Here is a 25173-nt window from a genome sequence, read left to right as displayed (position 1 = left end):
AACCATGATAGTTGTCCCTCCCATGCCTATCACGGCGGCTGGCCTGATCGACTGCAGTGTTCCGGAGGTGGACGCCTCTGCAGGCGAGAAACTGTGGTCGCCAACAACCCACTATGAACGTGGCGCGCAGGTTCTGCGGCTGGAGACGCAGATGCGCTATGAGAACAGCATTGCGGGAGTCGATGCGACGCCTCCCGAACAGGACTCCAGGCGCTGGATGCCCCTGCGTCCCAGCAATCGCTGGGCCATGTTCCGCCATCTCACGAACGATGCCACCGAAGCCCCTGCGACGTTGAGCTTCACCCTGCGCCCAGGCAAGCGCTTCGACACCCTGTTCATGCGGGGGGTACAGGCCGACAAGGTGGTGATGCAGGTCAAGTCCGTGGGCGCCGTCGTCGCCCAACGCGAGCGCAAGCTGAACGCGCGCGCCACGCGCACCTGGTCAGGCTATTTCTTTGGCGAATTTCCGCTGATTCCCACGGTTCTGATATCGGACCTGCCTCCATTCACCGGAGCGGAAATCGTGGTCACGCTGGTGCGTGCAGGTGGCCGCCCGGTACGTGTGGAGCATGCGGCACTAGGCATGAAGAGCTGGATTGGCGATGCGGAATGGGCGCCGCGCAATGACGCGCTGAATTTCTCGGTGGTCGATCGCGACAAGTACGGCGGCATCAAGTTGCAGCCTGTGCGTAGCGTTCCCACGCTCTCGGTCAAGGTCCGCATCCCCAAGGACAACGTCGATACCGCACTGCGCCTGCGCAGGGAACTGGATGCGGCCCCGGCACTGTGGGCTGCACTGGATGACGACACCACCGATGGATATGCCGAAGCCGCGTCGATCTTCGGCCCTTACCGGCGCTTTCCCATCGACCTCAACAACGCGAAAGACTCGTACAGCCAAATTGATTTGGAGTCCATGTAATGCCTATTGTCAAACCACCTCTGATTGCACAACTTCCCGTCGCTCCCTATGTCGGAGATCCCGATTTCGACGCGCATGCCGATGCCCTGCTGGGGCAGCTCGAATCGCATCGCCAGCAGATCAACGCCACGAACGATGCGACGTATACCAATGCCTTGCACGTGGAGGAACGCGCCGGATCTGCGGAGGGCGCCGCGCGCGGTGCCTCGCAGTCCGAGGCCGCCGCCGCGCAAAGCGCCATAGCTGCTGCGGCAGCCGCTGGTGCAGTGAAATGGACTGCGGGCACAGCCTATGCGGAGGGCGCCGTGGTCTGGAGTCCGGCCAATGGCCTCAACTACCGCCGCAAGCTTGCCGGCAGCGGTGGCAATGACCCCAGCTCCGACGCCGCCAACTGGTGGGTGATGGGGGCGCCCATGTCGGCCCCCATCCAGCGCATCAGCTCCGACACGCTGGCACAGACACGCATGCATTACGTGATCGAGGCAGCACTCACGCTCACTTTGCCGGCAGCGCCCGCATTGAGCGATGTGGTCCAGATCACGGACCTGTCCGATTCGATGGCCGTGGCCATCCATCCCAATGGCGCTCTCATCCGCGGAGCGAGCGGCGTGATGACTCTCGATGTTCTGCGGGCAGCCGGCTCGCTTGTGTATTCCGGCTCAGCGAAAGGATGGGTGTAAGAAATGCCGAATTTTTCTCAGCTTTTTGGGGGTGGGAGTGTGGTCAAAGGTGTTCAGCGAGGGGTTACAGAATCGCAGTATGGTGCTTATGCAAATTACACAATAAAGGTGCCTATTTCTGCTGTTAATCCAGCAAAGACATTAGTAAATATATTGACTCAGTACAGCAGTGGTGCAGAGGGATGGGAAACAACAATTTCGGCACGGCTTCTAAATGCGACAACCTTGGAGATATACGCTATACGGTCGAGTCCAGGTGGCATGTTTGGTCCCGCTATCTCGTGGGAGGTTATCGAGTTTGGTTAACAAGGTATGCTAATGAATTAAAGCGTGCATATTGGAATAAATGGCATTGGATATCTGATGCGGCAGGCCTTTGAAAACATTGAACTGCCGCATATAATCATTCGTCAGGCATATCATGAGATTGAACGGTATAGCGTTTGGATGCTATCGGGTTCGGGGTCTTTGAGACTGCACCGAAGAACCCGAGATCATCATCACCAGCTTCACAGTAGATCGTGAGGCTTTGTGAATACACCCACTTCACCGATTCGACGGTGCCTGTGGGTGCCACGCTGGTCCTATCTGCCGAACTGCCGAACTGCCGAACTGCCGGCAGGCGCGCAGGTCTTGGCGAAGGAGGGCGGCTTCCGACTGCCCCTCCGGTTGTGCGATGGCTGCGAGCGCGTGGTGCTGGCCTCCATGGCCGAGGGCATCATCCGCTTCTCTGTCCACTTCGAGGACAGTCGGGTCTGGGAAGTGACCGAAACCATGGTCAATTCCTGCGCTTCAAGGGCTTCAAGATATTTGCCGTGGGACTTGTCCTGAGGCGTGACAAACAACCAAGCCGGCACCTGCCGGCTTTTTTGCGCCTGCCCACAAGCTAGGTGTTTTCCCCCGCATGTCTTCGCCGCGACAAGCTTTCCATGCAAAATAGCACGAACGTTCGTTTTAACAAGAATTTCGCATGTCCAGCGTTTCCGCCCCACGCCGCACCACCCGTTTGACCGCTGACGCCACGGCCGATCCCAAGGCGGGCTCTTCCGTGCACGAAGCTGCCGCACCGGCGCCGCGCCGCGCGCTGCACAAGGGGCAGCAGACCAAGGCCACCATTGTGGAGGCTGCCCTCAACCTGGCCACGCACATCGGGCTTGAGGGCCTGTCCATCGGCGCTCTGGCCGAGCTGACGGGCATGAGCAAGTCGGGCGTGTTCGCGCATTTTGGCTCGCGCGAGGAGCTGCAGATTTCCGTGGTGCATGAGTACCACGACCGTTTCGAGCAGGAAGTGTTCTTTCCCGCGCTGGAGGCGCCACGCGGCGTGGCGCGTCTGCGGGCGCTGTTCGACAACTGGATGAAGCGCACTTCGATCGAGCTGGACTCGGGCTGCATCTATATCAGCGGCGCCGTGGAGTTCGACGACCGCACGGGGCCGGTGCGCGACGCGCTGACGGCCTCGGTCCAGACCTGGCACGCAGCCATGCGCCGCACCATCGTGCAGTGCCGCGAAAGCGGCGACCTGCGTGCCGACCTGGACGAGAACCAACTGCTGTTCGAGATCCACGGCCTGATCCTGGCCCTGCACTACGAGGCGCGCTTTCTGCGCAACGAAGGCTCCATGCAGCGCGCCATCGACGGCTTCGAGAGCATCCTGGCGCGCTACGCCAGCCCGGCCTGATTTTTTCGCTTCCACCGTTTTCACCGCATCCACCGCAAACCCCGCCATCACAGGAGAAGATAAATGCCCAGCTACAACCCGCCCCTGCGCGACATGCAATTCCTCATGCACGAGGTGTTCAAGGTCACGGACGACTACCAGCAGATGACGGCGCATGCCGAGGTCGATGCCGACACCATCAATGCCGTGCTCGAAGAGGCGGGCAAGTTCGCGGCCAATGTGACGTTTCCGCTGAACATCAGCGGCGATGCCGAGGGCTGCGTGCTGAACAAGGAAACCCATGAGGTCACCACGCCCAAGGGCTTCAAGGAGGCCTACCAGAAGTATGTGGAAGGCGGCTGGCCTTCGCTGTCCTGCGATACGGCCTACGGCGGCCAGGGCCTGCCCTTTGCGGTGAACTCGGCGGTGTACGAGATGCTCAACAGCGCCAACCAGGCCTGGACCATGTACCCGGGCCTGTCGCACGGCGCCTACGAGGCCCTGCATGTGCACGGCACGGAAGAGCAAAAGAAGCTGTACCTGCCCAAGCTGACCAGCGGCGAGTGGACCGGCACCATGTGCCTTACCGAGCCCCATTGCGGCACCGACCTGGGCCTGCTGCGCACCAAGGCCGAGCCCGTGGCCGGCGCGCCCGAGGGCACCTGCAAGATCACCGGCAACAAGATCTTCATCAGCGCGGGCGAGCACGATTTCACCGACAACATCGTCCACCTGGTGCTGGCCCGCCTGCCCGATGCGCCGGTCGGCTCCAAGGGCATCAGCCTGTTCGTGGTGCCCAAGTTCGTGGTCAAGGCCGATGGTTCGCTGGGCGAGCGCAATCCCATCTTCTGCGGCGCGCTGGAGCACAAGATGGGCATCCATGGCAATGCCACGGCACAGATCAATATCGACGGCGCCATCGGCACCCTGGTGGGCCAGCCGAACAAGGGCCTGCAGGCCATGTTCGTGATGATGAATGCCGCCCGCCTGGGCGTGGGCAACCAGTCGCTGGGCCTGACCGAGGTGGCCTACCAGAACGCCCTGGCCTATGCCAAGGACCGCCTGCAGATGCGCAGCCTGTCGGGCACCAAGGCCAAGGACAAGCCGGCCGACCCCATCATCGTCCACCCCGATGTGCGCCGCATGCTGCTGACGGCCAAGGCCTATGCCGAGGGTGGCCGTGCACTGGTCACCTACTGCGCCTTCCTGATCGACAAGGAGTTCAACCACCCCGACGAAAAGGTGCGCAAGGACAGCGCCGAGCTGGTGGCGCTGCTGACACCCATCGTCAAGGCCTTCATCACCGACAACGGCTGGACGGCCACCACCATGAGCCAGCAGGTCTATGGCGGCCATGGCTTCATCACCGAATGGGGCATGGAGCAGTTCGTGCGCGATGCGCGCATCAACATGATCTATGAAGGCACGAACGGCATCCAGGCGCTGGACCTGCTGGGCCGCAAGGTGCTGGGCAACCAGGGCGCATCGCTCAAGAAGTTCGGCAAGCTGGTGGCGCAGCTGGTGGAGGAAGAGGGCGTCAACGAGAAGATGGCCGAGTTCATCAACCCCATCGCCTACCTGGGCGACCAGATGACCAAGTTCACCACCGAGATCGGCTTCAAGGGCATGCAAAACCCCGACGAGGTGGGTGCCGCGTCCGTGGACTACCTGCGTGTGGCGGGCCACCTGGTGTTCGGCTACTTCTTCGCCCGCATGGCCCAGGTGGCGCTGCGCGAAATCGCCAAGGGCAACACCGACCCGTTCTACCAGGCCAAGCTGCAGACCGCGCGTTTCTACTTCGCCAAGCTGCTGCCCGAGACCGCCACGCTGATGCGCACGGCCCGCGCGGGCAGCAAGTCGCTGATGGACACGGACGCAGCGCTGGCCTGAACGGCTTCACTCCAACATGGGAGCGCGGGCTGTGCGCATCAGCCTGGCCTGCGCACCTTTCTAGGCGAAGGGGGTTTGAAATGAAGGCATATCAAGCACTGGCAGCAATGGTCCTGGGCCTCACGGCTGCCGCAGCGCAGGCGCAGATGACGCCCGTGGGCCTGTGGAAGAGCGTGGACGACAAGAGCGGCGAAGCCAAGTCCGAGATCCGCGTGGCCGAGAACGACGGCGTGGTCACGGGCCGCATCGAGCAGATCCTGCGCAAGGGTGCCGATCCGGCCGCCACCTGCACCGAATGCTCGGACGACCGCAAGGGCCAGCCGCTCAAGGGGCTGGAGGTCATCCGCGGCGCCAAGAAGGCCGAGGGCAAGGACGTCTGGGAAGGCGGCAAGATCCTCGACCCCGAAAACGGCAAGACCTACACGCTGCGCCTGACGCCCATCGAAGGCGGCGCCAAGCTCGAGGTGCGCGGCTCCATCGGCCCCTTCGGCCGCACCCAGACCTGGGTGCGCGTGCAGTAACCATTCCGGAGGGCGGCCACAGCGGCCGCCTTCCTCCCACTTGTGGAACATCCATGTCCCGATTCAATGTGAAGAAAGTCGCCGTGCTCGGCGCTGGCGTGATGGGAGCGCAGATCGCGGCCCATCTGGTCAATGTCAAGGTGCCCGTGGTGCTGTTCGACCTGCCTGCCAAGGAAGGCCCGAAAAGCGGCATCGCCGAGCGCGCCATCGCCAACCTCAAGAAGCTCAAGCCTTCGCCCATCGGCGTGGCCGAGGACGCGGACCTGATCCAGCCCGCCAACTACGAGGAGCACCTCAAGCTGCTCAAGGGCTGCGACCTGATCATCGAGGCCATTGCCGAGCGCATGGACTGGAAGCTCGACCTGTACACCAAGATCGCGCCCCATGTGGCCAAGCACGCCATCGTGGCGTCCAACACCTCGGGCCTGTCCATCACCAAGCTGTCCGAGGCGCTGCCCGACGCGATCAAGCCGCGCTTTTGCGGCATCCACTTCTTCAACCCGCCGCGCTACATGCCGCTGGTGGAGCTGATCGCCACGCCGACCACGCAGCCCGTGGTGCTGGACCAGCTCGAAGCCTTCGTCACCAGCGGCCTGGGCAAGGGCGTGGTGCGCGCCAAGGACACGCCCAACTTCATCGCCAACCGCATCGGCATCGCCGGCATGCTGGCCACCATGAAGGAGGTCGAGAACTTCGGCCTGACCTTCGACGTGGTCGATGATCTCACCGGCAAGAAGCTGGGCCGCGCATCCAGCGGCACCTTCCGCACGGCCGACGTGGTGGGCCTGGACACCATGGCCCATGTGATCAAGACGCTGCAGGACAACCTCAGCGCCGAGACCGATCCCTTCTACGGCAGCTTCGGCACGCCGCCCGTGCTGGCCAAGCTGATCGAGCTGGGCAACCTCGGCCAGAAGGCGAAGAAGGGCTTCTACAAGAAGGTCGGCCGCGACATCCTGCAGTTCGAACTGGACAGCGAGGACTACGTGCCCGCAGGCGGCAAGGCCGACGAGGTCTATGGCCGCATGCTCAAGAAGCCCGCGGCCGAGCGCCTGAAGCTGCTGCGCAATGCCGAGGGCGCGCAAGGCCGCTTCCTGTGGGCCATCCTGCGCAACAGCTTCCACTACGCGGCCATCCACCTGGAGAGCATTGCGGAGTCTGCCCGCGACGTGGACCAGGCCATGCGCTGGGGCTTCGGCATGAAGCAGGGCCCCTTCGAGCTGTGGCAGGAAGCCGGCTGGCTGGAAGTGGCGAAGATGGTCCAGGAGGACATCGATGCCGGCAAGGCATTGAGCCAAGCACCTCTGCCCAAGTGGGTCTTCGAAGGCCCGGCGGCCGAGGCCGGTGGCGTGCACACGGCGCAGGGCTCGTGGAGCCCTGCCAAGGGCCAATTCGTGCCCCGCCGCGTGCTGCCCGTCTACGAACGCCAGATCTTCCCCGAGAAGCTGCTGGGCGAAGACAGCCTGCCCGACTGGAAGACGGCCGGCACCACGATCGCCGAATCCAAGGCGCTGCGCACCTGGACGCTGGACGGCCAGATCCTGATCGCCAGCATCAAGAACAAGATGCACGCCATCAGCCCCGAAGTCATGGAAGCGCTGATGGAAGCCGTGGACGTGGCCGAGACCGACTTCCAGGGCATGGTCATCTGGTCGGGCGATGCGCCGTTCAGCGTGGGCGCCGACCTGGAAGCCACCATGCCGGCCTTCGTGATCGGTGGCGCCGACGCCATCGAAAGCGTGGAGCAGGAGCTGCAAAACCTGATGCTGCGCATCCGCTACGCCCAGGTGCCCGTGGTTGCGGCCATCCATGGCATGGCGCTGGGCGGCGGCTGCGAGCTGGCCGTCTACAGCGCGCGCCGCGTGGCGCACATGGAAAGCTACATCGGCCTGGTGGAAGTCGGCGTGGGCCTGGTGCCCGGCGCGGGCGGCCTGACCTATATCGCGCGCCGCGCGGCAGAGAACGCCGCCACCAGCACGGGCAAGGACCTGCTGCCCTTCCTGACCGAAGGCTTCACGGCCGCGGCCATGGCCAAGGTGGGCACCAGTGCCATCGAGTCGCGCAAGCTGGGCTACCTGCTGGACAGCGACCTCATCGTGCCGCACAAGGACGAGCTGCTCTTCGTCGCCATCAACGAGGCCAAATCCATGGCCGCAGGCGGCTGGCGCGCGCCGCTGCCGCGCAGCTTCCCCGTGGCGGGACGCAGCGGCGTGGCCACCATCAAGGGCTCGCTGGTCAACATGCGTGACGGCGGCTTCATCAGCGAGTTCGACCAGCATGTGGCCAGCCTGATCGCCAACGTGGTCTGCGGCGGCGACGTGGATGCGGGCACCCTGGTGGACGAGGCCTATCTGATGAAGCTCGAACGCAAGGCGTTCTGCCACCTGATCGGCCATCCGAAGACCCATGAACGCATTCTCGGAATGCTGAACACCGGCAAGCCCGTCCGGAATTGATATGTCCCCCCTGAGTCGCTTCGCGCCTTCCCCCAGGGGGACGACAGCCTCGCGGCGGGGCGGCCCTTGCTCGCTGTCCCTGACTTGGGACATGCCTGCGTTGCGGGCCGCGAATAACTGAGATCTAGGAGCAATCTCCATGAAACAAATCCAAGACGCCTACATCGTCGCCGCCACGCGCACGCCCATCGGCAAGTCGCACAAGGGCTTTTTCCGCAACTACCGTCCCGACGACCTGCTGGCGACCACGCTGAAGGCCGCGCTGGCCCAGGTGCCGGGGCTGGACCCGGCTGCCATCGAGGACATCATCTGCGGCTGCGCCATCCCCGAGGCCCAGCAGGGCCTGAACGTGGCGCGCATCAGCGCCGTGCTGGCGGGCCTGCCCACCAGCGTGGGCGGCATCACCGTGAACCGCTTCTGCGCCTCGGGCCTGTCGGCCGTGGCCATGGCGGCGGACCGCATCCGCGTGGGCGAGGCCGACGTGATGATCGCGGCCGGCGTCGAGAGCATGAGCATGGTGCCCATGATGGGCAACGCGCCCTCGCTGTCGCCGTCCATCTTCGAGCGTGATGGCGACGTGGGCATTGCCTATGGCATGGGCCTGACGGCCGAGAAGGTGGCCCAGCAGTGGAAGGTCTCGCGCGATGCGCAGGACGCCTTTGCGCTGGAGTCGCACCGCCGTGCCCTGGCCGCGCAGCAGGCCGGCGAGTTCAAGGACGAGATCACGCCCATCGAGGTCACCGACCGGGGCCTGGACCTGGCCAAGGGCGAGCCCGTGGTGCGCACGCGCACCGTGGAGCTGGACGAGGGCGCGCGCCCCGACACCAGCCTGGAAGGCCTGGGCAAGCTGCGCACCGTGTTCGCGGCGCGCGGCTCGGTGACGGCCGGCAACAGCTCGCAGACCAGCGATGGCGCAGGCGCGCTGATCCTGGCCAGCGGCGCCGCCGTGCAGCGCTTCGGCCTCACGCCGCTGGCGCGCTTCGTGAGCTATGCCAGCAAGGGCGTGCCGCCGGCCATCATGGGCATCGGCCCCATCGAGGCTATCCCGGCTGCACTGCGCTATGCGGGCCTCAAGCAGGACGACATCGACTGGTTCGAGCTCAACGAAGCCTTTGCCGCCCAGTCGCTGGCCGTGGTCAACACGCTGGGTCTGGACCCCGCCAAGGTCAATCCCATGGGCGGCGCGATTGCCCTGGGCCACCCGCTGGGCGCCACGGGCGCCATCCGCTCGGCCACCGTGGTGCATGCGCTGCGCCGCAAGCAATTGCGCTACGGCATGGTGACCATGTGCGTCGGGATGGGCCAGGGCGCCGCCGGTATCTTCGAGCGGGTCTGACCGTTGCTCAAGGCCCCGTTCGCGGGGCTTTGTCTTTTTCGCTCATCCCATTCTTTCCCATCCATGCGAGCCGGCACAGAAACGGCACCGACCAGGAGACAGCCATGGAACAACACCAACTCAGCAGCGATGGCGCCACGCTGGCGCTGCGCGTCTATACGCCCGCTGGCCCGCCGCGCGCCAGCGTGGTCATCGGCGGGGCCATGGGGGTGCGCCAGGCCTTCTACGAGGCCTTTGCCACCTGGCTTGCTGGCCAGGGCTATCGGGTGACCAGCTTTGACTACCGGGGCCATGGCGATTCCCTGCAAGGCTCTTTGCGCCAGGTGCGTGCCGACCTGTGCGACTGGGCGCGCGACTACGAGGCAGTCATCGCCCATGCCAAGGCGCAGTTGCCGGACCAGCCGCTGTTCCTGATCGGCCACAGCCTGGGCGCCCAGCTGCCGGGCCTGCTGCGCTCCCCGCAGCTGGTGGACGGCCTTTTGAGCATTGCGGCCGGCAGCGGCTACTGGCGCGACAATGCGCCCCGCCTCAAGCGCATGGTTCCCTATTTCTGGCATGTGCTGGTGCCCGTGGCCACGCGCCTGTGCGGCTACTTTCCGGGCCGGCGCCTGCGCAAGGTGGGCGACCTGCCGGCCGGCGTCATGCTGCAGTGGCGCCGCTGGTGCCTGAACCCGCGCTACAGCGTGGGTGCCGAGGGCGAGGCCGCCGCGCGCAGCTACGCCGCCGTGCGCTTTCCGGTGATGGCGCTGTCCATGAGCGACGACGAACTCATGACCTGGCGCGGCACCGAGCACCTGTTCGCGCTCTACGCCAATGCCCCCAGCCGCATCGAGCGCATCGAACCCAAGGCCCTGCAACTGCGGCGCATAGGGCATTTCGGCTTCTTCCGCGCCGATATGCGCGACGCGCTCTGGGGCCGGGCCGTGGACGTGTTCTCGGGCTGGACCAAGGCGCCGGCCGCCGCGGCCCACCCGCGCTTTCCCTCACCCGCAGAGTCGCCGGCTTGACGGACGCGGGCGACGCTTGCCATCACACTCGTTTGCCATGAGCACAGACATCCATCCTCTCGACCAGGCCGTGGCGCTCACGCCCACCGGCGCCGTTGGCCACTACCAGGGCCAGACCACGCAGGACTACTGGAACATGGTGGGCCCGTACGGCGGCATCACCGCCGCCGCGCTGGTGCAGGCCATCCAGCAGCATCCGCTGTGCCTGGGCGATCCGCTGTCCATCACCGTCAACTACGCAGCTGCGCTGGGCGCGGGGCGCTTCGATATCGAGGCCCGCCCCGTTCGCACCAACCGCTCCACCCAGCACTGGCTGCTGACCATCACCCAGCCCGACCAGGATGGTGATGCCCAGGTCGTCACCACGGCCACGGCCGTCACGGCCGTGCGGCGCAGCACCTGGGGCGGTACCGACCTGGCCATGCCCGAGGTGCCGTCGCCTGCCGCCGTGCCGCGCGTGCCGCCGCTGGGCGGCGTGGAATGGCTCAACCGCTACGACATGCGCTTTCTCGACGGCATCATTCCCCAGACCTGGGATGGCCGCGAGACCGACAGCCTCACGCGCCTGTGGGTGCGCGACGAGCCGCCGCGCGCACTGGATTTTTGCGCGCTGGCCGGCCTGGCTGACGTATTCTTCCCGCGCGTGTGGCTGCGCCGCGCACAGCGCACCCCGGCGGGCACGGTGTCCATCACCGTCTACTTCCATGCGGGGCGTGAGGAACTGGCCGCCGCAGGCACGGGCCACCTGCTGGCCCAGGCGCGCGGCCAGGAATTTCGCAACGGCTTCTTCGACCAGAGCGCCCAGCTGTGGAGCGAGGCCGGCGTGATGCTGGCGAGCAGCCACCAGATCGTGTATTTCAAGGAATAAGCAAGGCAAGACCATCATGAGCGAAACCACCCAGGACATCCTCGTGCACACCGAAGCCGGTGTCTGCACCATCACCTTCAACCGCGCAGACAAGAAGAACTCCATTACCGAGGCCATGTACGCCAGCATGGCCGATGCGCTGGCCCAGGCCGGCGAAGACGCCGCCGTGCGCTGCGTGGTCTTCCAGGGCGACATGGCCATCTTCAGCGCGGGCAACGACATTGCCGACTTCCTCAAGCAGTCGGCCGGCGGCGCCGCCAGGCCGGAGGGCGAGCAGCGCCCCGTCTGGCGCTTCCTGCACAACATCGCCGCCTTTCCCAAGCCCGTGATCGCCGCCGTCTGCGGCCCGGCCGTGGGTATCGGCACTACCTTGCTGCTGCACTGCGACTTGGTCTATGCGGGCGACAACGCGGCCTTCTCGCTGCCCTTCGTGAACTTGGGCCTGTGCCCCGAAGCGGCCTCCAGCCTGCTGCTGCCCCAGATGCTCGGCTACCACCGCGCGGCCGAGGCCCTGCTGCTGGGCGAGCCCTTCCTGGCTGAAGCCGCACTGGAAGTGGGCCTGGTCAACCGCGTCGTGCCGCCCAGCGAATGCAATGCACTGGCTCAGGCCCAGGCCAGGAAGCTGGCGGCCAAGCCGCTGTCGGCCCTGATCGAGACCAAGCGCCTCATGAAGGCCGGCCAGTCCGGCCTGGTGCGCGAGCGCATGGCCGAGGAGGGAGCGAGCTTCGGCAAGCTGATGGGCGGGCCTGCTGCCAAGGAGGCGTTCACCGCGTTCATGGAGAAGCGCAAGCCGGACTTCAGCCAGTGCTGAAATCCACGAAGGCCTCCGAGGCCTCCGAGGCGCCCGTGCAGTTCGAGCCCGAGTTCATCGCCGGGCTGCGCGAAGTGTTCGAGCGCCAGATCGCCTTCAACCAGGTGCTGGGCCTGCGCATCACCGAAGTGCTGCCCGAGCGGGTTGAAGGCCGCATCACCATGCGGCCCGAGCTCATAGGCCACGCCGCCTACCAGCGCATCCACGGCGGCGTGATCAGCGCCGGCCTGGACTCCATGGGCGGCCTGGCCGTCATGGCCGCCATCGGCGCCAAGCACATGGACGATGCGCCGCTGCAGCGCCTGCACCGCTTCTCGCGCCTGGGCACCATCGACCTGCGCGTGGACTACCTGCGCCCCGGCATAGGCAGCGAATTCATCCTGCGCGCCGAGGTGCTGCGGCTGGGCTCGCGCGTGGCCAATACGCGCATGGAATTCCTGGGGGCCGATGGCAGCTTGCTGTCCACGGGGACGGCGGCGTACATCGTTTCTTGAAGCATGGCCCGCTGACTGCGGGCCTTCTTTTTTGCGTGTCTTCACCCCCAGCGCGCGCGCCACACGGCCCAGGCCGTGCCCGCGCCATAGGCGGCCATGGCCACGGCGACCAGGATGAACAGCGACTGGGCGCTGCCCAGGCCGCTGGACATGAGCCAGCCGCCGCCCACCACCACGATCAGCAGGCGCACCGTGCCGGCCAGCACGGGAGCCCAGACGCGGCCTGCGCCCAGGGAGGCGAAGTACAGCACCAGTCCCAGGCCGAACAGCCCGAAGGCCGGGCCCACGGTGCGCAGGTAGAGGTCGGCATAGGCGCGCACGGCCGGGTCGCCGGTGAAGATGCCTGACCACAGCTGCGGCCAGACCATGACCACCAGCCCCAGCACGCCCAGCAGGGCGGCGGCCATGGCGCCGCCCGACCATGCCACGCGGCGGGCGCGTGCCACCTGGCCTGCGCCCATGGCCATGCCCACCATGGGCACGGCGGCCATGCCCACGCCGAAGGCCATGGGGATCAGCAGGAACTCCAGCCGCTGGCCTATGCCGTAGCCGGCCAGGGCCAGCGGGCCCAGGCGGGCGACCATGCCTGTCAGCAGCAGCGCGGCCAGCGCCGTTTGCACGGGGGACAGGCAGGCCAGGGCGCCCACGCGCAGGATGTCGCGGAACATGGGCCAGGCCAGGCGCGGCGTGCGCCAGTCCAGCTGCAGGCGCTGCTGGCCCCATTGCAGGTAGGCCAGAAAGGCCGCCACGGCCAGCACCATGGCCACGATGTTGCCCACGGCCACGCCCGGCATGCCCCAGCGCGGCATGGGCCCCAGGCCCAGCCCCAGCGTGCCGCCCACCACGATCTGCACCAGCGAGGCCGCAAAGATCACGGCCGACGGCATGCGCATATTGCCCGTGCCCCGCACCACCGAGGCCAGCGTATTGCACAGCCACACCAGGATGGCGCCGCTGAACAGCACGGCGCCAAAGCCCGTGGCCGCCGCCAGCACCTCGCCGCGCCCACCCAGCCAGCCGTAGAAGGTGGCGCCGCAGAGCACGAAGATGAGCGAGTACAGCAGGCCTGCGATGGTGCCGATCACGATGGCGTGCAGGGCCAGTGCCGAGGCACGCGCGCCGTCGCCCGCACCCAGCGCGCGGCTGATGGCCGAGGACACGCCGCTGCCCATGGCACCGTTGCTCATCATCTGCGTGAGCATGGCCAGCGGAAACACCAGGGCCATGGCCGCCAGCGATACGGTTCCCAGCTGCCCCACGTAGTAGGTCTCGGCCACGGCGACCAGCACCGACATGCTCAGCGCCACCATGTTGGGCACGGCCAGACGCATCAGGGTGGAAGCGATGGGGCCGCTGACCAACGGATGCGCGGACCCGCTGGCCGCAGCGCCAGGGGCTGCGGAGGGCAGGGCGGCGCTCATTCCGCGCTCTCCTGCGTGGCGGTTTCCAGCACGGGCAGCATGCCCAGCACCAGGCTTTCCAGCGCGCCGATCTGCTCGCTGCCGCACAGCTCGCGCACGCGCTGCTGGGCCTGGCGCCACAGGGCGGCAGCCTCGCGGATGCGGGCGCGGCCTTCGGGCGTGACCACCACGCAGCGGCTGCGCGCATCCGCGCCGGGAACCAGGTCGATGAAGCCGGCCTGCTGCAGCGTGCGCAGGTTGCGCGTCATCGTCGTGCGGTCGGTGTGCAACTGCTCGGCCAGGGCCGAGACCGTGGGCGGGCCGTCGGGCGCATTGCGTGCCTGCACCAGCAGGCTGAACTGCGTGCCGCGCAGGCCGCTGGGCGCCAGCGTGTCGTCATAGAGCTGCGAGATCTTGCGCGACAGGCTGCGCACCATGAAGCAGGTGCAGACCGGACTGGCGGTGCTTGAGGTGGAGGAGGTCATGGGGTGTGGGGCAGGTGGCCTGGAATGGAAATGAGTGTATATGCACCTATTGATTTGCGCATGTCCGCTGCGCGACCTGCGCATGCGCGGTGTGTGATCGAGAAAGGCTTGCAAGCACATGAAACGGGAGAACCATCTCGTTACCGTTCTTGCGAGATGCCGGCATTTGTTGCCAGTTCGTGTGCGTAGCATCGGATTTTTCCGAAGGAGACCCACCCATGGCTGTTCAGAACCCGTTCTTTGGCAAGCGCGACAACGATGCTTTCACCTCCCGCAACACCCTGGGCAGCGGCACAGGCGCCGCCAGCACGGGCGGCAGCCCTTCGGGAGCCGTCATGCCCAGCTCCAGCGTGAGCAGCCCGGCATCCACCCAGCGCCAGGCCTCGCCTGTGTCGCAGGACTCTCCGGGCAGCAAGCTCACCGTGGGCCCCAACATCAAGCTCAAGGGCGTGGAGATCACCGATTGCGACACGCTGGTGGTCGAAGGCACGGTGGAGGCCACCATGGACTCGCGCGTGATCCAGATCGCCGAGCAGGGCGCCTTCCATGGCACGGCCGAGATCGATATCGCCGAGATCCATGGCGTGTTCGACGGCACGCTGACCGTGCGCGAGAAGCTGGTCATCTACGGCACGGGCAAGGTCAGCGGCAAGATCCGCTACGGCAAGGTGGTGATCGAAGAGGGCGGCGAGCTCACGGGCCAGATCGAGGCCGGTTCCTCGCCGCGTTCATCTTCGGGTTCGGCCGTGGCGTCCAGCGCCTCCAGCCTGTCCTCTTCCTCGTCGGCCGTCTCCAGCGACAGCGCCGCCAGCAGTTCCGCTGCCCTGGCTGCGGCCACCGCAGCGGCTTCGCTGCAGCCGCGCGTCACGCCGTCGCTGGCATGAGCCATCTCTGCTGCCGGAAATGAAAAAGCGACCTGCGAAGGTCGCTTTTTTCATGGCTGCAGAGGTGGGGCGGGTTCAGCCGGCCTGCTGCTGCTTGCGTTCTGCATTGCGCTCGGCCGTTGCGCGCCAGGAACGCACCTGGTCGTTGTCCGGCAGTGACTGGGGCTTGCCCTGGCCGTCGATGGCCACGTAGGTCAGCAGGGCTTCGGTCACCTTGACGAAGCGGCCCTGGTCGGCAAAGCGCTCGGCATAGACCTCGACATCGACCGTGACCGAGGTGCGGCCCACGCGCTGCACGCTGGAGTAGAACGACAGGATGTCGCCCACGCGCACGGGCTGCTTGAAGATGAACTCGTTCACGGCCACGGTGACCATGCGGCTCTGGCCCAGGCGCGAGGGCAGCACGGAACCTGCCAGATCGACCTGCGCCATGACCCAGCCGCCGAAGATGTCGCCATTGGCGTTGACATCGGCGGGCATGGGCACAATCGGGTCAATATAACAACCGAGAATTGTCTTTCATGCGACGCGAGAGCGCTTCCCCTACGGATTTACCCTTAGTCCCAACCCCGGCACCGTCGCGGGACTGGAACGCGCTGCGGCGCCTGCTGCCCTACCTGTGGCAATACAAGTGGCGCGTGCTGGCGGCGCTGGGCTTCATGATCGGGGCCAAGCTCGCCAACGTGGGCGTGCCGGTGCTGCTCAAGCACCTGGTCGATGCGCTGGATCTGAAGGCCGGCGACGCCCGCGCGGTGCTCGTCGTGCCCGTGGCCCTGTTGCTGGCGTACGGGCTGCTGCGCTTTTCCAGTTCGCTGTTCACCGAGCTGCGCGACCTGGTCTTTGCCAAGGCCACGCAGGGCGCCTCGCGGGCGATTGCGCTGTCCACCTTCGAGCACCTGCATGCGCTGAGCCTGCGCTTTCACCTGGAGCGCCAGACCGGCGGCATGACGCGCGACATCGAGCGCGGCGTGCGCAGCACCGAGTCGCTGATCTCGTATTCGCTCTACAGCATCCTGCCCACCTTCATCGAGATGGCGCTGGTGCTGGGTATCCTGGCGCTGCGCTTCGACATCTGGTTCGCGGTCATCACGCTGGCGGCGCTGGTGTTCTACATCACGTTCACCGTCACGGTGACCGAGTGGCGCACGCGCTTTCGGCGCGAGGCCAATGCCCAGGAGTCGGCGGCGCACACCAAGGCCATCGACTCGCTGCTGAACTACGAGACCGTCAAGTACTTCGGCAACGAGGGCTTCGAGGCGCGGCGCTATGACGAGAACCTGGAGGCGCTGCGCCGCGTGCGCCTCAAGAGCCAGACCACGCTGAGCATGCTCAACTGCGGGCAGCAGCTGATCATCGCCACGGCCCTGGTCGCCATCCTCTGGCGCGCCACGCAGGGTGTGGTGGACGGGCGGCTGTCGCTGGGCGACCTGGTCATGGTCAATGCCTTCATGATCCAGCTCTACATCCCGCTGGGCTTTCTGGGCGTGATCTACCGCGAGATCAAGCAGAGCCTGACCGACCTGGAGCGCATGTTCACCCTCATGGACAAGGAGCGCGAGGTGGCCGATGCGCCCGGCGCCCGGCCCCTGCCGGCCGACGGCGCGCCGCCCGAGCTGCGCTTCGAGCATGTGGACTTTGCCTATGACCCCGAGCGGCCCATCCTCAAGGACGTGAGCTTCACCATTCCGGCCGGCAAGACCGTGGCCGTGGTCGGCCCTTCGGGCTCGGGCAAGAGCACGCTGGCGCGGCTGATCTTCCGCTTCTACGACGTGCAGTCCGGCCATGTGCGCATTGCCGGGTGCGACCTGCGCGAGCTGACCCAGGACAGCGTGCGCGGCGCCGTGGGCATCGTGCCGCAGGACACGGTGCTGTTCAACGACACGGTGGAATACAACATCGCCTACGGCCGCCCCGGCGCCAGCCGCGACCAGGTGGTGGCCGCCGCGCGCGCCGCGCGCATCCACGACTTCATCGAGGCCACGCCCCAGGGCTATGCCACGCGCGTGGGCGAGCGCGGCCTCAAGCTGTCGGGCGGCGAAAAGCAGCGCGTGGCGATTGCGCGCACCCTGCTCAAGGACCCGCCCATCCTGATCTTTGACGAGGCGACCTCGGCGCTGGACTCGGCCAATGAACGCGCCATCCAAGCCGAGCTGCAAAGCGCCGCGCGCAACAAGACGGCGCTGGTGATTGCCCACCGCCTGTCCACCGTGGTCGATGCGCACGAGATCCTGGTCATGGATGCGGGCCGCATCGTCGAGCGCGGCACCCACGCCCATCTGGTCGCGGCGGGCGGGCGCTATGCGGACATGTGGGCGCTGCAGCAAAGCGGGGAGCCCGCCGTGCTGTAGCGCGGGGCGACCGGGCGGCCGGGTGGCCTGGCGCCTGGACGGCTTCAGGGCTTGAGGTGCGTGACCAGGAACTGCTCCATGGCCTCGTAGAACTCGAACTTGTTCTCGTCGTTGTGAAAGCCGTGGCCCTCGTTGTCCTTGACCATGTACTGCACCTCGACGCCGCGCTCGCGCAGCGCCTTCACCACCTGGTCGCTCTCGTCCTTGTTCACGCGCGGATCGCGCGCGCCCTGGGCGATGAACAGCGGGGCCTTGATGCGGTCCACATGCAGGGCCGGCGAGGTGGCGGCCAGGCGCTCCCTGTCGCGCTCGGGATCGCCCACCATGGCGTGCATCTGGTCCAGCAGCGGCTTCCAGTAGGGTGGAATGGTCTTCATGAAGGTGAACAGGTTGGACACGCCCACATAGTCCACGGCCGCCGCATACAGGTCGGGCGTGAAGGCCACGCCGGCCAGCGTGGCATAGCCGCCATAGCTGCCGCCGTAGATGCCGATGCGCGCAGGGTCGGCAATGCCCTGGTCGATCAGCCATTGCACGCCGTCCGTGATGTCGTCCTGCATCTTCAGGCCCCATTGGCCGAATCCCGCTTCCCAGAACGCGCGGCCATAGCCCGTGGAGCCCCGGAAGTTCACCTGCAGCACGCAGAACCCCCGGTTGGCGAGGAACTGCACCTCGGGGTTGTAGCCCCAGCCGTCGCGGGCCCAGGGGCCGCCGTGCGGGTTGATGATGCAGGCCAGGTTCCTGGGCTCGCGGCCGGCCGGCAAGGTCAGGTAGCCGTGGATGGTCAGGCCGTCGCGGCTGGTGTAGCTGACGGGCTGCACGCGCGACATGGCGGACTCGGGAATGGCCGGGTTGATGTCGGCCAGCTTGGTCAGCGCATCGGCGGCCGCGTCGTAGATGTAGCGCGCGCCCGGCGTGCGGTCGTTGAAGGCGGCGACGATGAACTTGTCCTCGGCGCGGTTGGCGCCCTGGATGGCGAAGTCGTAGCCCGGCAGCTGCGCGGCCAGCCGGCCGTACAGGGCTTCGGTCTCGGCATCGAAGAAGCGGTACTGCGGCTTGTCGGTCTGGTAGGCGGCCAGGGTCAGCACGCGGCGCTTGCGCGAATAGGCGGCTGCGCCCAGATCGACTTCCTCGGGCACGAAGATTTCCTCTTCCTCGTCGGGCCGGGCCGGGTCGATGACCACCAGGGCCAGCTTGTCGCGGCCCCGGTTGGACAGGGCGTAGAGCTTTTGGTCGTCGAAGGTGAAGAAGGCCGGGCTGACGCTGGTGCGGTAGTCGGTGGTGATCAGGGGCTGGAACTCGCCGGCCTCGTCGTCGCGGTAGAGCAGGGCGCTGTTCAGGCCGTCGCTGGCCACGGCGGCCCGCACGCGGCCCGCATGGTCGGTCTGCCAGCCGACGATGTTGCCGGGGTTCTGCGCCACCAGTTGCGCCGCGCCCGTGTGCACATTCACGCGGTACACGTCGAAGACCTCGGCATCGCGCTGGTTGTGGCTGATCAGCACATGGTCGGGGTCGTCTTCCAGGTCGTCCTCGATGCTGGCGCGCACGCCGTCCCAGGGCGTCAGGTCGGTGGCTTCGCCGCTGCGCGCGTTGACCGCCAGCACGTGGAAGTTCTCGTCGCCGCCGAAGTCCTTCTGGTAGAGCACCACATCCGAGCCCTTCCAGAAGAAGTTGCTGATGTCGCGCTCGGTCTCGGCCGTGATGCGGCGCGGCTCGCCCACAGGGGTGCTGCCCTCCAGCGCCTGCACATGGATGTTCATGCGCGCCGGATGGCCGTCCACGCTGACGGGCTGCATGAAGCCCAGCATGCTTCCGTCATCGGCCAGACGGAAGAAGCCGCGCTCCGGATTGCGGAAGAAGTCCTTGATCGGATAGGCCTGCGGAGCCTGTGCATCGGCGCTGGCATCCCGTGCCAGGTTGAGGATGTGGGCGGCCATGGCGGGGTGTCGGGAAAACGTCGGCAAGGGTGACCTCCTGGGTTGCAGCGGCAGGGGAAAAAGGGAGCCGGCCATGATGCCATGGCGATGTATACAAACAGGCGGGTCACTGTCTTTGCTGGGATTGGTTGTATACATTTGATTGGTGTTTTCCCGTGTTTTTGCGGAAAAATACACCATGAATCGCCTTGGATGTATACATTCACGCCATTCCATCCAGACAAAGCCCCATGAGCCCCCAGCTTGCCCCCGCCGCCTCCGAAGCGGAAAGCCACTCCCAGGTCATCAAGGCCCAGCTGCAACTGCGCGAGATGATTCTTGCGGGCGAACTGCCCGCAGGCGAGCGCATCGCCGAGCTGACCGTGGTGCAGCGCCTGGGCATCTCGCGCACGCCGGTGCGCGCCGCGCTGATGCGGCTGGAGCAGGAAGGCCTGCTCGAAGCCATGGCCGGCGGGCGCGGCTACCGCGTGCGGCTGTTCTCCGAAGCCGATGTGGCCGATGCCATCGAGCTGCGCGGCACGCTGGAAGGCCTGGCCGCGCGCTGGGCGGCCGAGCGCGGCGTGGCCGAGCCGCTGCTGGCGCAGGCCGGCCGCTGCCTGGATGCCATCGACCGTGTGCTGGAGACGGCCGACTGGGGCGATGAGGCCTTCTCGCGCTATGTGGCGCTGAACTCCGAATTCCACGACCTGCTGCACTCCATGGCCGGCAGCAGCGTCATGCAGCGCGAGCTGGAGCGCGTGGTGCGCATGCCCTTCGCCTCGCCTTCGGGTTTTGTGCTGGCGCGGGCCGAATCGCCGCGTGCGCGCCACAGCCTGATGGTGGCCCAGGACCAGCACCGCCAGGTGCTGGACGCCATTGCCGCACGCGAAGGCGCCCGGGCCGAGGCGCTGATGAAGGAGCACTCGCGCATTGCGCGCCGCAACCTGCGCGAGGCCGTGAGCGAGCCCGGCAGCCATGCGGTTCCTGGCGTGCAGTTGATCCGAGCCTGATTCGAGTCTGATCCGCGCTTGATGTGCGCCGGCGGCCTCGGCCGCCCGTGCCCCAGCCACCGCAGCGCCAAGGACTGCGGACCCCACCCATAAAGGAGACCCCCCATGAGCACATTTCCCAAGAACACCTGGTACGTGGCGGCCACGTCCGACGAGATCCAGGACAAGCCGCTGGGCCGTCGCATCTGCGGCGAGCGCATCGCGTTCTACCGCGCGCAGCACGGCGTTGCCGCCGTGGAGGATTTCTGCCCGCACCGCGGCGCGCCCCTGTCGCTGGGCTTTGTCTGCGAGGGCAAGCTGGTCTGCGGCTACCACGGGCTGGAGATGGGCTGCGACGGCAAGACCATTGCCATGCCGGGCCAGCGCGTGCGCGGCTTCCCCGAGATCCGCAGCTATCCCGTCGAGGAGCGCCACGGCTTCATCTGGGTCTGGCCTGGCGACAAGGCGCTGGCCGATGCCGCCCTGATTCCGAAGCTGCCCTGGCACGACAACCCCGAATGGGCCTACGGCGGAGGCATGTTCCACATCCAGGCCGACTACCGGCTGATGATCGACAACCTCATGGACCTGACGCACGAGACCTATGTGCACGCCAGCTCCATCGGCCAGGCCGAGATCGACGAGACGCCCTGCAAGACCGAGACGCGTGGCGAGGGCGCCGATGTCGAGGTCGTCACCAGCCGCTTCATGAACGACATCCCCGCCCCCCCGTTCTGGAAGATGGCGCTGCGCAGCAACGGCCTGGCCGACGAGGTGCCCGTGGACCGCTGGCAGGTCTGCCGCTTCACCCCGCCCAGCCATGTGCTGATCGAGGTCGGCGTGGCCCATGCAGGCCACGGTGGCTACGACGCGCCCGACGAGCACAAGGTCTACAGCATGGTGGTGGACTTCATCACGCCGGAGACCGAGGAGTCCATGTGGTACTTCTGGGGCATGGCGCGCCGCTTCAATCCGGGCGATGCCGAAGTCACCGACCGCATCCGCGAGGGCCAGCACAAGATCTTCAGCGAAGACCTGCAGATGCTGGAGCTGCAGCAGCGCAACCTCAGTGCCCACCCCGACCGCAAGCTGCTCAAGCTCAACATCGATGCGGGCGGCGTGCAGTCGCGCAAGGTCATCGACAAATGGATTGCGCAGGAGCAGCAGGCGGCGGCGGTGGCCGCAGCAGCGGCCCAGCCTGCCGCCGCCGTGGCCTGAGGCTGCCGGCATGGCCAGGCCAGCAGGCGCGGGCGGCGCCGGGGATGGGGTAACCTCGGCGGGCTTCAACCCCAGGGCCGCAAGGCCTGCCGCCACCGATGGTCCACTCCGCCTCCGATCCGCTTTCCATCGACCTCTACGACCAGCCGGGCCACCTGATCCGGCGCGCGCAGCAGATCGCGGCGCAGCTGTTCCGCGACGTGCTGGGGCCGGACGTGACGCCCGTGCAGTACGCCATCCTGCGCATGCTGCAGGAAAAGCCGGGCATCGACCAGGTGACGCTGGCGCGGCTGGTGGCGCTGGACAACTCCACCACGGCCGACATCGCGGCGCGCCTGGAGGCCAAGGGCTGGGTGCTGCGCGAGATCCTGCCCCGGCGCCAGCGGCGCCTGACGCTCACGGCCGAGGGCGAGACCATGCTGGCCGGCTTCGTGCCCAATGTCCACGAACTGCACGAGCGCATGCTGGCCGCGCTCGAACCCCAAGAGCAGGCCGAGTTCAAGCGCCTGCTGCGCAAGTTCGTGCAGTTGCACGACGCACGCGACACCCTCGACGCTTCCTCATCCGACTGACGGCGGCCCGGCCGCCTCCGCCTCCGCGTCCGCGTCTGCGCGGCCCCGCCTGATCGGGGAAACCCCGGTATCTGGCGCAGATTTTCATTCAGTAAACTGAATCACATTCAGCATACGTAATGATGTGCTGAGAACACAAGAAAGCTTCCACAGAGCTTCAACCCAAGGAGACCCACGATGACTGCCTCTACCCCTGTCCCATGGCTGCAGCGGCCTTGCGCCGCCGCATCGTCCAACTGTCCGTTGCGGGAGCTGCGGCCATGAGCGCCGACCTGCGTGCAAGCGTCGACCAGCGGCCGATGACGCGCTTCCAGTGGTCGGTCATAGCCCTGTGCATGGTGCTCAACATGATCGACGGCTTCGACGTCCTGGTCATGGCCTTCACGGCCTCGGCCGTGTCGGCGCACTGGCAGCTCAGCGGCGCCCAGCTGGGCTTTCTGCTCAGTGCGGGCCTGTTCGGCATGGCGGGCGGATCGCTGCTGATCGCGCCCTGGGCCGACCGGCTGGGCCGCCGGCCGCTGATCCTGGCCTGCCTGGCCCTCTCGGGCGTGGGCATGCTGGGCTCGGCCTTCAGCCACAGCGCCATCCAGCTTGCCGCGCTGCGCGTGCTCACGGGCCTGGGCGTGGGCGGCATCCTGGCCTGCAGCAACGTGATCGCCAGCGAGTACGCCTCGCAGCGCTGGCGCAGCCTGGCCGTCACCCTGCAGTCCACGGGCTACGCGCTGGGCGCCAGCATTGGCGGCTCCATCGCGGTGTGGCTGCTGGGGCGCCATGACTGGCGCGCCGTCTTCCTGTTCGGCGGCTGCGTGACGCTGGGCGTGCTGCTGCTGGCCTGGTGGCGACTGCCCGAATCCATGGATTTCCTGCTGGCGCGGCGCCCGGCCGGCGCGCTGCAGCGGCTCAATGCCCTGGTCGGCCGGCTGGGCCTGCCCGCATTGGCTGCGCTGCCGCCTGCCGCGCCCTCGGCGGCGGGGTCGGCGCGGCGGGGCCCGCTGCAGCTGTTTGCGCCGGGCCTGCGCCGGCCCACGCTGCTGGTCTGGCTGTCCTTCTTCGCGGTGATGTTCGGCTTTTACTTCGTCATGAGCTGGACGCCCAAGCTGCTCGCCGCCTCGGGCCTCACGCCCGAGCAGGGCGTGACCGGCGGCGTGCTGCTGAGCCTGGGCGGCATCCTGGGTGCCACTTTGCTGGGTCTGCTGGCGGCGCGCTATCCCGTGCACCGCGCGCTGGCCGGCTTCATGCTGGCCACGGCCGTGCTGCTGTGCTTCATCGTGAGCAATCCGGGCTCGCTGCTGCTGTCGTATGCGCTGGCCTTCCTGATCGGCGTCTTCGTCAACGGCTGCGTGGCGGGGCTCTATGCCATCGCGCCCATGGTCTATGGCGGCGAGGTGCGCGTGACCGGCGTGGGCTGGGGCATAGGCATAGGGCGCATCGGCGCCATCGTCTCGCCCATGGTCGCGGGCTCGCTGCTCGACGCCTCCTGGTCGGCCAGCCAGCTGTACGTGGGCTATGGCGCGGCCTTCGTGTTCGCGGCCTGCATCGTATCGCTGCACCGGTTGCAAGGGCCCGAAGCCGGCAGGCCCGCAGCCACGGGCCGCACGCTGTCGGCGCATTGAGCGCGGCTTGCAGACAAGAAGGAGAACCCCATGACCGAATGCACCACCGCACCCTCACCCGTGCCCGCCTTCCCGCTGGACCAGTGGTATGTCGCCGGCTTTGCCTGGGAGCTGCAGGACGCGCCGCTGGCCCGCACCCTGCTGGGCCGGCCCGTCGTGCTGTTTCGCACGCCCGATGGCAGCGTCGCCGCGCTGGAAGACCGCTGCTGCCACCGCGAGCTGCCGCTGTCCTGCGGCACGGTGGAGGCGCGCGGCCTGCGCTGCGGCTACCACGGCCTGCTGTTCGACCGCGCCGGGCAGTGCCTGGAGATTCCGGGCCAGCAGCGTATACCGCCCAAGGCCTGCGTCAAGTCCTTCGACCTGCGCGAGCGTGACCAGATCCTCTGGATCTGGATGGGCGCCGCGCCCGATTCCGTGCCCGCGCAGGAGCCGCCCGCCTATCCCGTGCACGGCGATGCGCGCTACCGCTTCGGCGGCGATGTCTACCACTACGACGCGCCCTACCAGCTCATCCACGACAACCTGCTGGACCTCAGCCACCTGGGCTATGTGCACCTCAAGACCATTGGCGGCAATGCCGGCGTCCACATGAATGCCGAGCTCAAGGTCCGCCAGGAGGGCGACAGCGTCACCGTGCTGCGCTGGATGCCCGACTCCGACCCGCCGCCCACCTATGCGGCGGCCTGGCCGTTCGCGGGCCGCATCGACCGCTGGCAGGAGGTGGAGTTCCACCCCTCGCATGTACGCATCTGGACCGGCGCCATGGACGCAGGCAGCGGGCAGCTGGACGACCCGCAGCGCGAAGGCTTTCACATGCGGGGCTTTCACGGCGTGACGCCGGAGACCGAGCATTCGGCCCACTACTTCTGGACCATTGCCACCAACCCGCATCCGGACATGCAGGACACCACGCGCCTGGTGATCGACCAGACGGCCGCCACCTTCGAGGAGGACAAGGTCGTCATCGAGGCCCAGTTCCGCAACCAGCAGCGCTTTGGCGCGCGCCCCGTCATCGACATACACGTGGACGCAGGCCCCAACCGCGCGCGCCGCGTCATCCACCGGCTGCGCGAGGCCAGCGCCCGTGCGCTGGCGGCGGCCTGATT

Annotated in this window: 22 protein-coding genes; 18 read left to right on the top strand and 4 right to left on the bottom strand. The window is 67.0% G+C overall.

What is annotated here, in order from left to right:
• Positions 1 to 4 precede the first annotated feature (4 nt).
• The 11 genes from IAE24_RS14805 to IAE24_RS14755 all read left to right on the top strand — a co-directional run bounded on the left by IAE24_RS14805 (position 5) and on the right by IAE24_RS14755 (position 12642).
• Complete coding sequence (locus IAE24_RS14805) at positions 5 to 922, top strand: hypothetical protein (protein ID WP_199961770.1); 918 nt, start codon at positions 5 to 7, stop codon at positions 920 to 922.
• Positions 922 to 1602: a hypothetical protein gene (locus IAE24_RS14800; protein ID WP_034390312.1), complete on the top strand. Its 681-nt coding sequence runs from the start codon at positions 922 to 924 to the stop codon at positions 1600 to 1602. Before IAE24_RS14805 ends, IAE24_RS14800 begins: the two co-directional genes overlap by 1 nt.
• A gap of 970 nt (positions 1603 to 2572) precedes the next feature.
• Entirely contained in the window at positions 2573 to 3280 is a 708-nt protein-coding gene (locus tag IAE24_RS14795) for a TetR/AcrR family transcriptional regulator (RefSeq protein WP_013804200.1), read from the top strand.
• A 63-nt stretch (positions 3281 to 3343) separates the two neighbouring features.
• A complete protein-coding gene (locus IAE24_RS14790) occupies positions 3344 to 5149 on the top strand; it encodes an acyl-CoA dehydrogenase C-terminal domain-containing protein (RefSeq protein WP_199961771.1) in 1806 nt (601 codons plus the stop codon).
• 80 nt (positions 5150 to 5229) lie between these two features.
• A complete protein-coding gene (locus tag IAE24_RS14785; RefSeq protein ID WP_199961772.1) occupies positions 5230 to 5670 on the top strand; it encodes a DUF2147 domain-containing protein in 441 nt (146 codons plus the stop codon).
• Positions 5671 to 5723: 53 nt separating this feature from the next.
• A complete protein-coding gene (locus tag IAE24_RS14780; RefSeq protein ID WP_199961773.1) occupies positions 5724 to 8126 on the top strand; it encodes a 3-hydroxyacyl-CoA dehydrogenase/enoyl-CoA hydratase family protein in 2403 nt (800 codons plus the stop codon).
• 139 nt (positions 8127 to 8265) lie between these two features.
• Positions 8266 to 9462, top strand: a complete 1197-nt coding sequence (locus IAE24_RS14775) for an acetyl-CoA C-acyltransferase (RefSeq protein ID WP_016446429.1) — start codon at positions 8266 to 8268, stop codon at positions 9460 to 9462.
• A gap of 104 nt (positions 9463 to 9566) precedes the next feature.
• Positions 9567 to 10469, top strand: coding sequence for an alpha/beta hydrolase family protein (locus IAE24_RS14770; RefSeq protein WP_016451807.1), 903 nt, complete (start codon positions 9567 to 9569; stop codon positions 10467 to 10469).
• A gap of 37 nt (positions 10470 to 10506) precedes the next feature.
• A complete protein-coding gene (locus IAE24_RS14765; protein WP_034365068.1) occupies positions 10507 to 11337 on the top strand; it encodes an acyl-CoA thioesterase in 831 nt (276 codons plus the stop codon).
• A gap of 16 nt (positions 11338 to 11353) precedes the next feature.
• Positions 11354 to 12148 carry an enoyl-CoA hydratase gene (locus IAE24_RS14760; protein WP_013804194.1) on the top strand — a complete coding sequence of 265 codons (795 nt, stop codon included), beginning with the start codon at positions 11354 to 11356 and terminating at the stop codon, positions 12146 to 12148.
• On the top strand, positions 12142 to 12642 hold the full coding sequence (locus IAE24_RS14755) for a thioesterase family protein (RefSeq protein WP_012203274.1): 501 nt from the start codon (positions 12142 to 12144) through the stop codon (positions 12640 to 12642). The genes IAE24_RS14760 and IAE24_RS14755 overlap by 7 nt, the downstream gene beginning before the upstream one ends.
• A 41-nt stretch (positions 12643 to 12683) precedes the next feature.
• On the opposite strand, the gene IAE24_RS14750 is transcribed toward IAE24_RS14755, so the two are convergent.
• On the bottom strand, positions 12684 to 14063 hold the full coding sequence (locus IAE24_RS14750; RefSeq protein ID WP_199961774.1) for an MATE family efflux transporter: 1380 nt from the start codon (positions 14061 to 14063) through the stop codon (positions 12684 to 12686).
• On the bottom strand, positions 14060 to 14527 hold the full coding sequence (locus tag IAE24_RS14745; RefSeq protein ID WP_199961775.1) for a MarR family winged helix-turn-helix transcriptional regulator: 468 nt from the start codon (positions 14525 to 14527) through the stop codon (positions 14060 to 14062). Before IAE24_RS14745 ends, IAE24_RS14750 begins: the two co-directional genes overlap by 4 nt.
• Before the next feature lie 218 nt (positions 14528 to 14745).
• Here IAE24_RS14745 and IAE24_RS14740 point away from each other — a divergent pair, with 218 nt between their 5' ends.
• Positions 14746 to 15411, top strand: coding sequence for a bactofilin family protein (locus IAE24_RS14740; RefSeq protein WP_012203277.1), 666 nt, complete (start codon positions 14746 to 14748; stop codon positions 15409 to 15411).
• A gap of 75 nt (positions 15412 to 15486) precedes the next feature.
• Here IAE24_RS14740 and IAE24_RS14735 read toward each other — a convergent pair whose 3' ends face one another.
• Positions 15487 to 15891 (bottom strand): acyl-CoA thioesterase, encoded by a 405-nt coding sequence (locus IAE24_RS14735; RefSeq protein WP_233630769.1) that lies wholly within the window; start codon positions 15889 to 15891, stop codon positions 15487 to 15489.
• A gap of 41 nt (positions 15892 to 15932) precedes the next feature.
• Between IAE24_RS14735 and IAE24_RS14730 the strand changes: the two genes are divergently transcribed.
• Positions 15933 to 17759: an ABCB family ABC transporter ATP-binding protein/permease gene (locus tag IAE24_RS14730; protein WP_199961610.1), complete on the top strand. Its 1827-nt coding sequence runs from the start codon at positions 15933 to 15935 to the stop codon at positions 17757 to 17759.
• 44 nt (positions 17760 to 17803) lie between these two features.
• Here the strand turns inward: IAE24_RS14730 and IAE24_RS14725 are convergent, their stop codons facing one another.
• Positions 17804 to 19696 carry a S9 family peptidase gene (locus IAE24_RS14725; RefSeq protein WP_199961638.1) on the bottom strand — a complete coding sequence of 631 codons (1893 nt, stop codon included), beginning with the start codon at positions 19694 to 19696 and terminating at the stop codon, positions 17804 to 17806.
• A gap of 230 nt (positions 19697 to 19926) precedes the next feature.
• Here IAE24_RS14725 and IAE24_RS14720 point away from each other — a divergent pair, with 230 nt between their 5' ends.
• The 5 genes from IAE24_RS14720 (at position 19927) to IAE24_RS14700 (ending at position 25171) form a co-directional block, all read left to right on the top strand.
• Entirely contained in the window at positions 19927 to 20685 is a 759-nt protein-coding gene (locus IAE24_RS14720) for a GntR family transcriptional regulator (RefSeq protein ID WP_012203281.1), read from the top strand.
• A 105-nt stretch (positions 20686 to 20790) separates the two neighbouring features.
• On the top strand, positions 20791 to 21882 hold the full coding sequence (locus IAE24_RS14715) for an aromatic ring-hydroxylating oxygenase subunit alpha (protein ID WP_013804187.1): 1092 nt from the start codon (positions 20791 to 20793) through the stop codon (positions 21880 to 21882).
• A 98-nt stretch (positions 21883 to 21980) separates the two neighbouring features.
• Entirely contained in the window at positions 21981 to 22454 is a 474-nt protein-coding gene (locus IAE24_RS14710; protein WP_012203283.1) for a MarR family winged helix-turn-helix transcriptional regulator, read from the top strand.
• Between the two features lie 260 nt (positions 22455 to 22714).
• Entirely contained in the window at positions 22715 to 24067 is a 1353-nt protein-coding gene (locus IAE24_RS14705) for an MFS transporter (protein ID WP_199961639.1), read from the top strand.
• Positions 24068 to 24097: 30 nt separating this feature from the next.
• Positions 24098 to 25171, top strand: coding sequence for an aromatic ring-hydroxylating dioxygenase subunit alpha (locus IAE24_RS14700; protein WP_199961611.1), 1074 nt, complete (start codon positions 24098 to 24100; stop codon positions 25169 to 25171).
• Positions 25172 to 25173 lie beyond the last annotated feature (2 nt).

The sequence above is a fragment of the Delftia sp. S65 genome, from assembly GCF_016516495.1.
Taxonomy (GTDB): Bacteria; Pseudomonadota; Gammaproteobacteria; order Burkholderiales; family Burkholderiaceae_C; genus Comamonas; species Comamonas acidovorans.
This window is presented reverse-complemented; position numbering and strand designations above follow the sequence as displayed.

Bases quoted from the DNA above. Each gene is read 5' to 3' on its own strand.
- IAE24_RS14710 (WP_012203283.1), top strand. From the start codon at position 21,981: ATGGTCCACTCCGCCTCCGATCCGCTTTCCATCGACCTCTACGACCAG.
- IAE24_RS14720 (WP_012203281.1), top strand. From the start codon at position 19,927: ATGAGCCCCCAGCTTGCCCCCGCCGCCTCCGAAGCGGAAAGCCACTCC.
- IAE24_RS14770 (WP_016451807.1), top strand. From the start codon at position 9,567: ATGGAACAACACCAACTCAGCAGCGATGGCGCCACGCTGGCGCTGCGC.
- IAE24_RS14780 (WP_199961773.1), top strand. From the start codon at position 5,724: ATGTCCCGATTCAATGTGAAGAAAGTCGCCGTGCTCGGCGCTGGCGTG.
- IAE24_RS14805 (WP_199961770.1), top strand. From the start codon at position 5: ATGATAGTTGTCCCTCCCATGCCTATCACGGCGGCTGGCCTGATCGAC.
- IAE24_RS14740 (WP_012203277.1), top strand. From the start codon at position 14,746: ATGGCTGTTCAGAACCCGTTCTTTGGCAAGCGCGACAACGATGCTTTC.
- IAE24_RS14785 (WP_199961772.1), top strand. From the start codon at position 5,230: ATGAAGGCATATCAAGCACTGGCAGCAATGGTCCTGGGCCTCACGGCT.
- IAE24_RS14790 (WP_199961771.1), top strand. From the start codon at position 3,344: ATGCCCAGCTACAACCCGCCCCTGCGCGACATGCAATTCCTCATGCAC.
- IAE24_RS14800 (WP_034390312.1), top strand. From the start codon at position 922: ATGCCTATTGTCAAACCACCTCTGATTGCACAACTTCCCGTCGCTCCC.
- IAE24_RS14715 (WP_013804187.1), top strand. From the start codon at position 20,791: ATGAGCACATTTCCCAAGAACACCTGGTACGTGGCGGCCACGTCCGAC.
- IAE24_RS14735 (WP_233630769.1), bottom strand. From the start codon at position 15,891: ATGCCCGCCGATGTCAACGCCAATGGCGACATCTTCGGCGGCTGGGTC.
- IAE24_RS14725 (WP_199961638.1), bottom strand. From the start codon at position 19,696: ATGGCCGCCCACATCCTCAACCTGGCACGGGATGCCAGCGCCGATGCA.
- IAE24_RS14730 (WP_199961610.1), top strand. From the start codon at position 15,933: ATGCGACGCGAGAGCGCTTCCCCTACGGATTTACCCTTAGTCCCAACC.
- IAE24_RS14765 (WP_034365068.1), top strand. From the start codon at position 10,507: ATGAGCACAGACATCCATCCTCTCGACCAGGCCGTGGCGCTCACGCCC.
- IAE24_RS14705 (WP_199961639.1), top strand. From the start codon at position 22,715: ATGAGCGCCGACCTGCGTGCAAGCGTCGACCAGCGGCCGATGACGCGC.
- IAE24_RS14775 (WP_016446429.1), top strand. From the start codon at position 8,266: ATGAAACAAATCCAAGACGCCTACATCGTCGCCGCCACGCGCACGCCC.
- IAE24_RS14700 (WP_199961611.1), top strand. From the start codon at position 24,098: ATGACCGAATGCACCACCGCACCCTCACCCGTGCCCGCCTTCCCGCTG.
- IAE24_RS14795 (WP_013804200.1), top strand. From the start codon at position 2,573: ATGTCCAGCGTTTCCGCCCCACGCCGCACCACCCGTTTGACCGCTGAC.
- IAE24_RS14745 (WP_199961775.1), bottom strand. From the start codon at position 14,527: ATGACCTCCTCCACCTCAAGCACCGCCAGTCCGGTCTGCACCTGCTTC.
- IAE24_RS14750 (WP_199961774.1), bottom strand. From the start codon at position 14,063: ATGAGCGCCGCCCTGCCCTCCGCAGCCCCTGGCGCTGCGGCCAGCGGG.
- IAE24_RS14760 (WP_013804194.1), top strand. From the start codon at position 11,354: ATGAGCGAAACCACCCAGGACATCCTCGTGCACACCGAAGCCGGTGTC.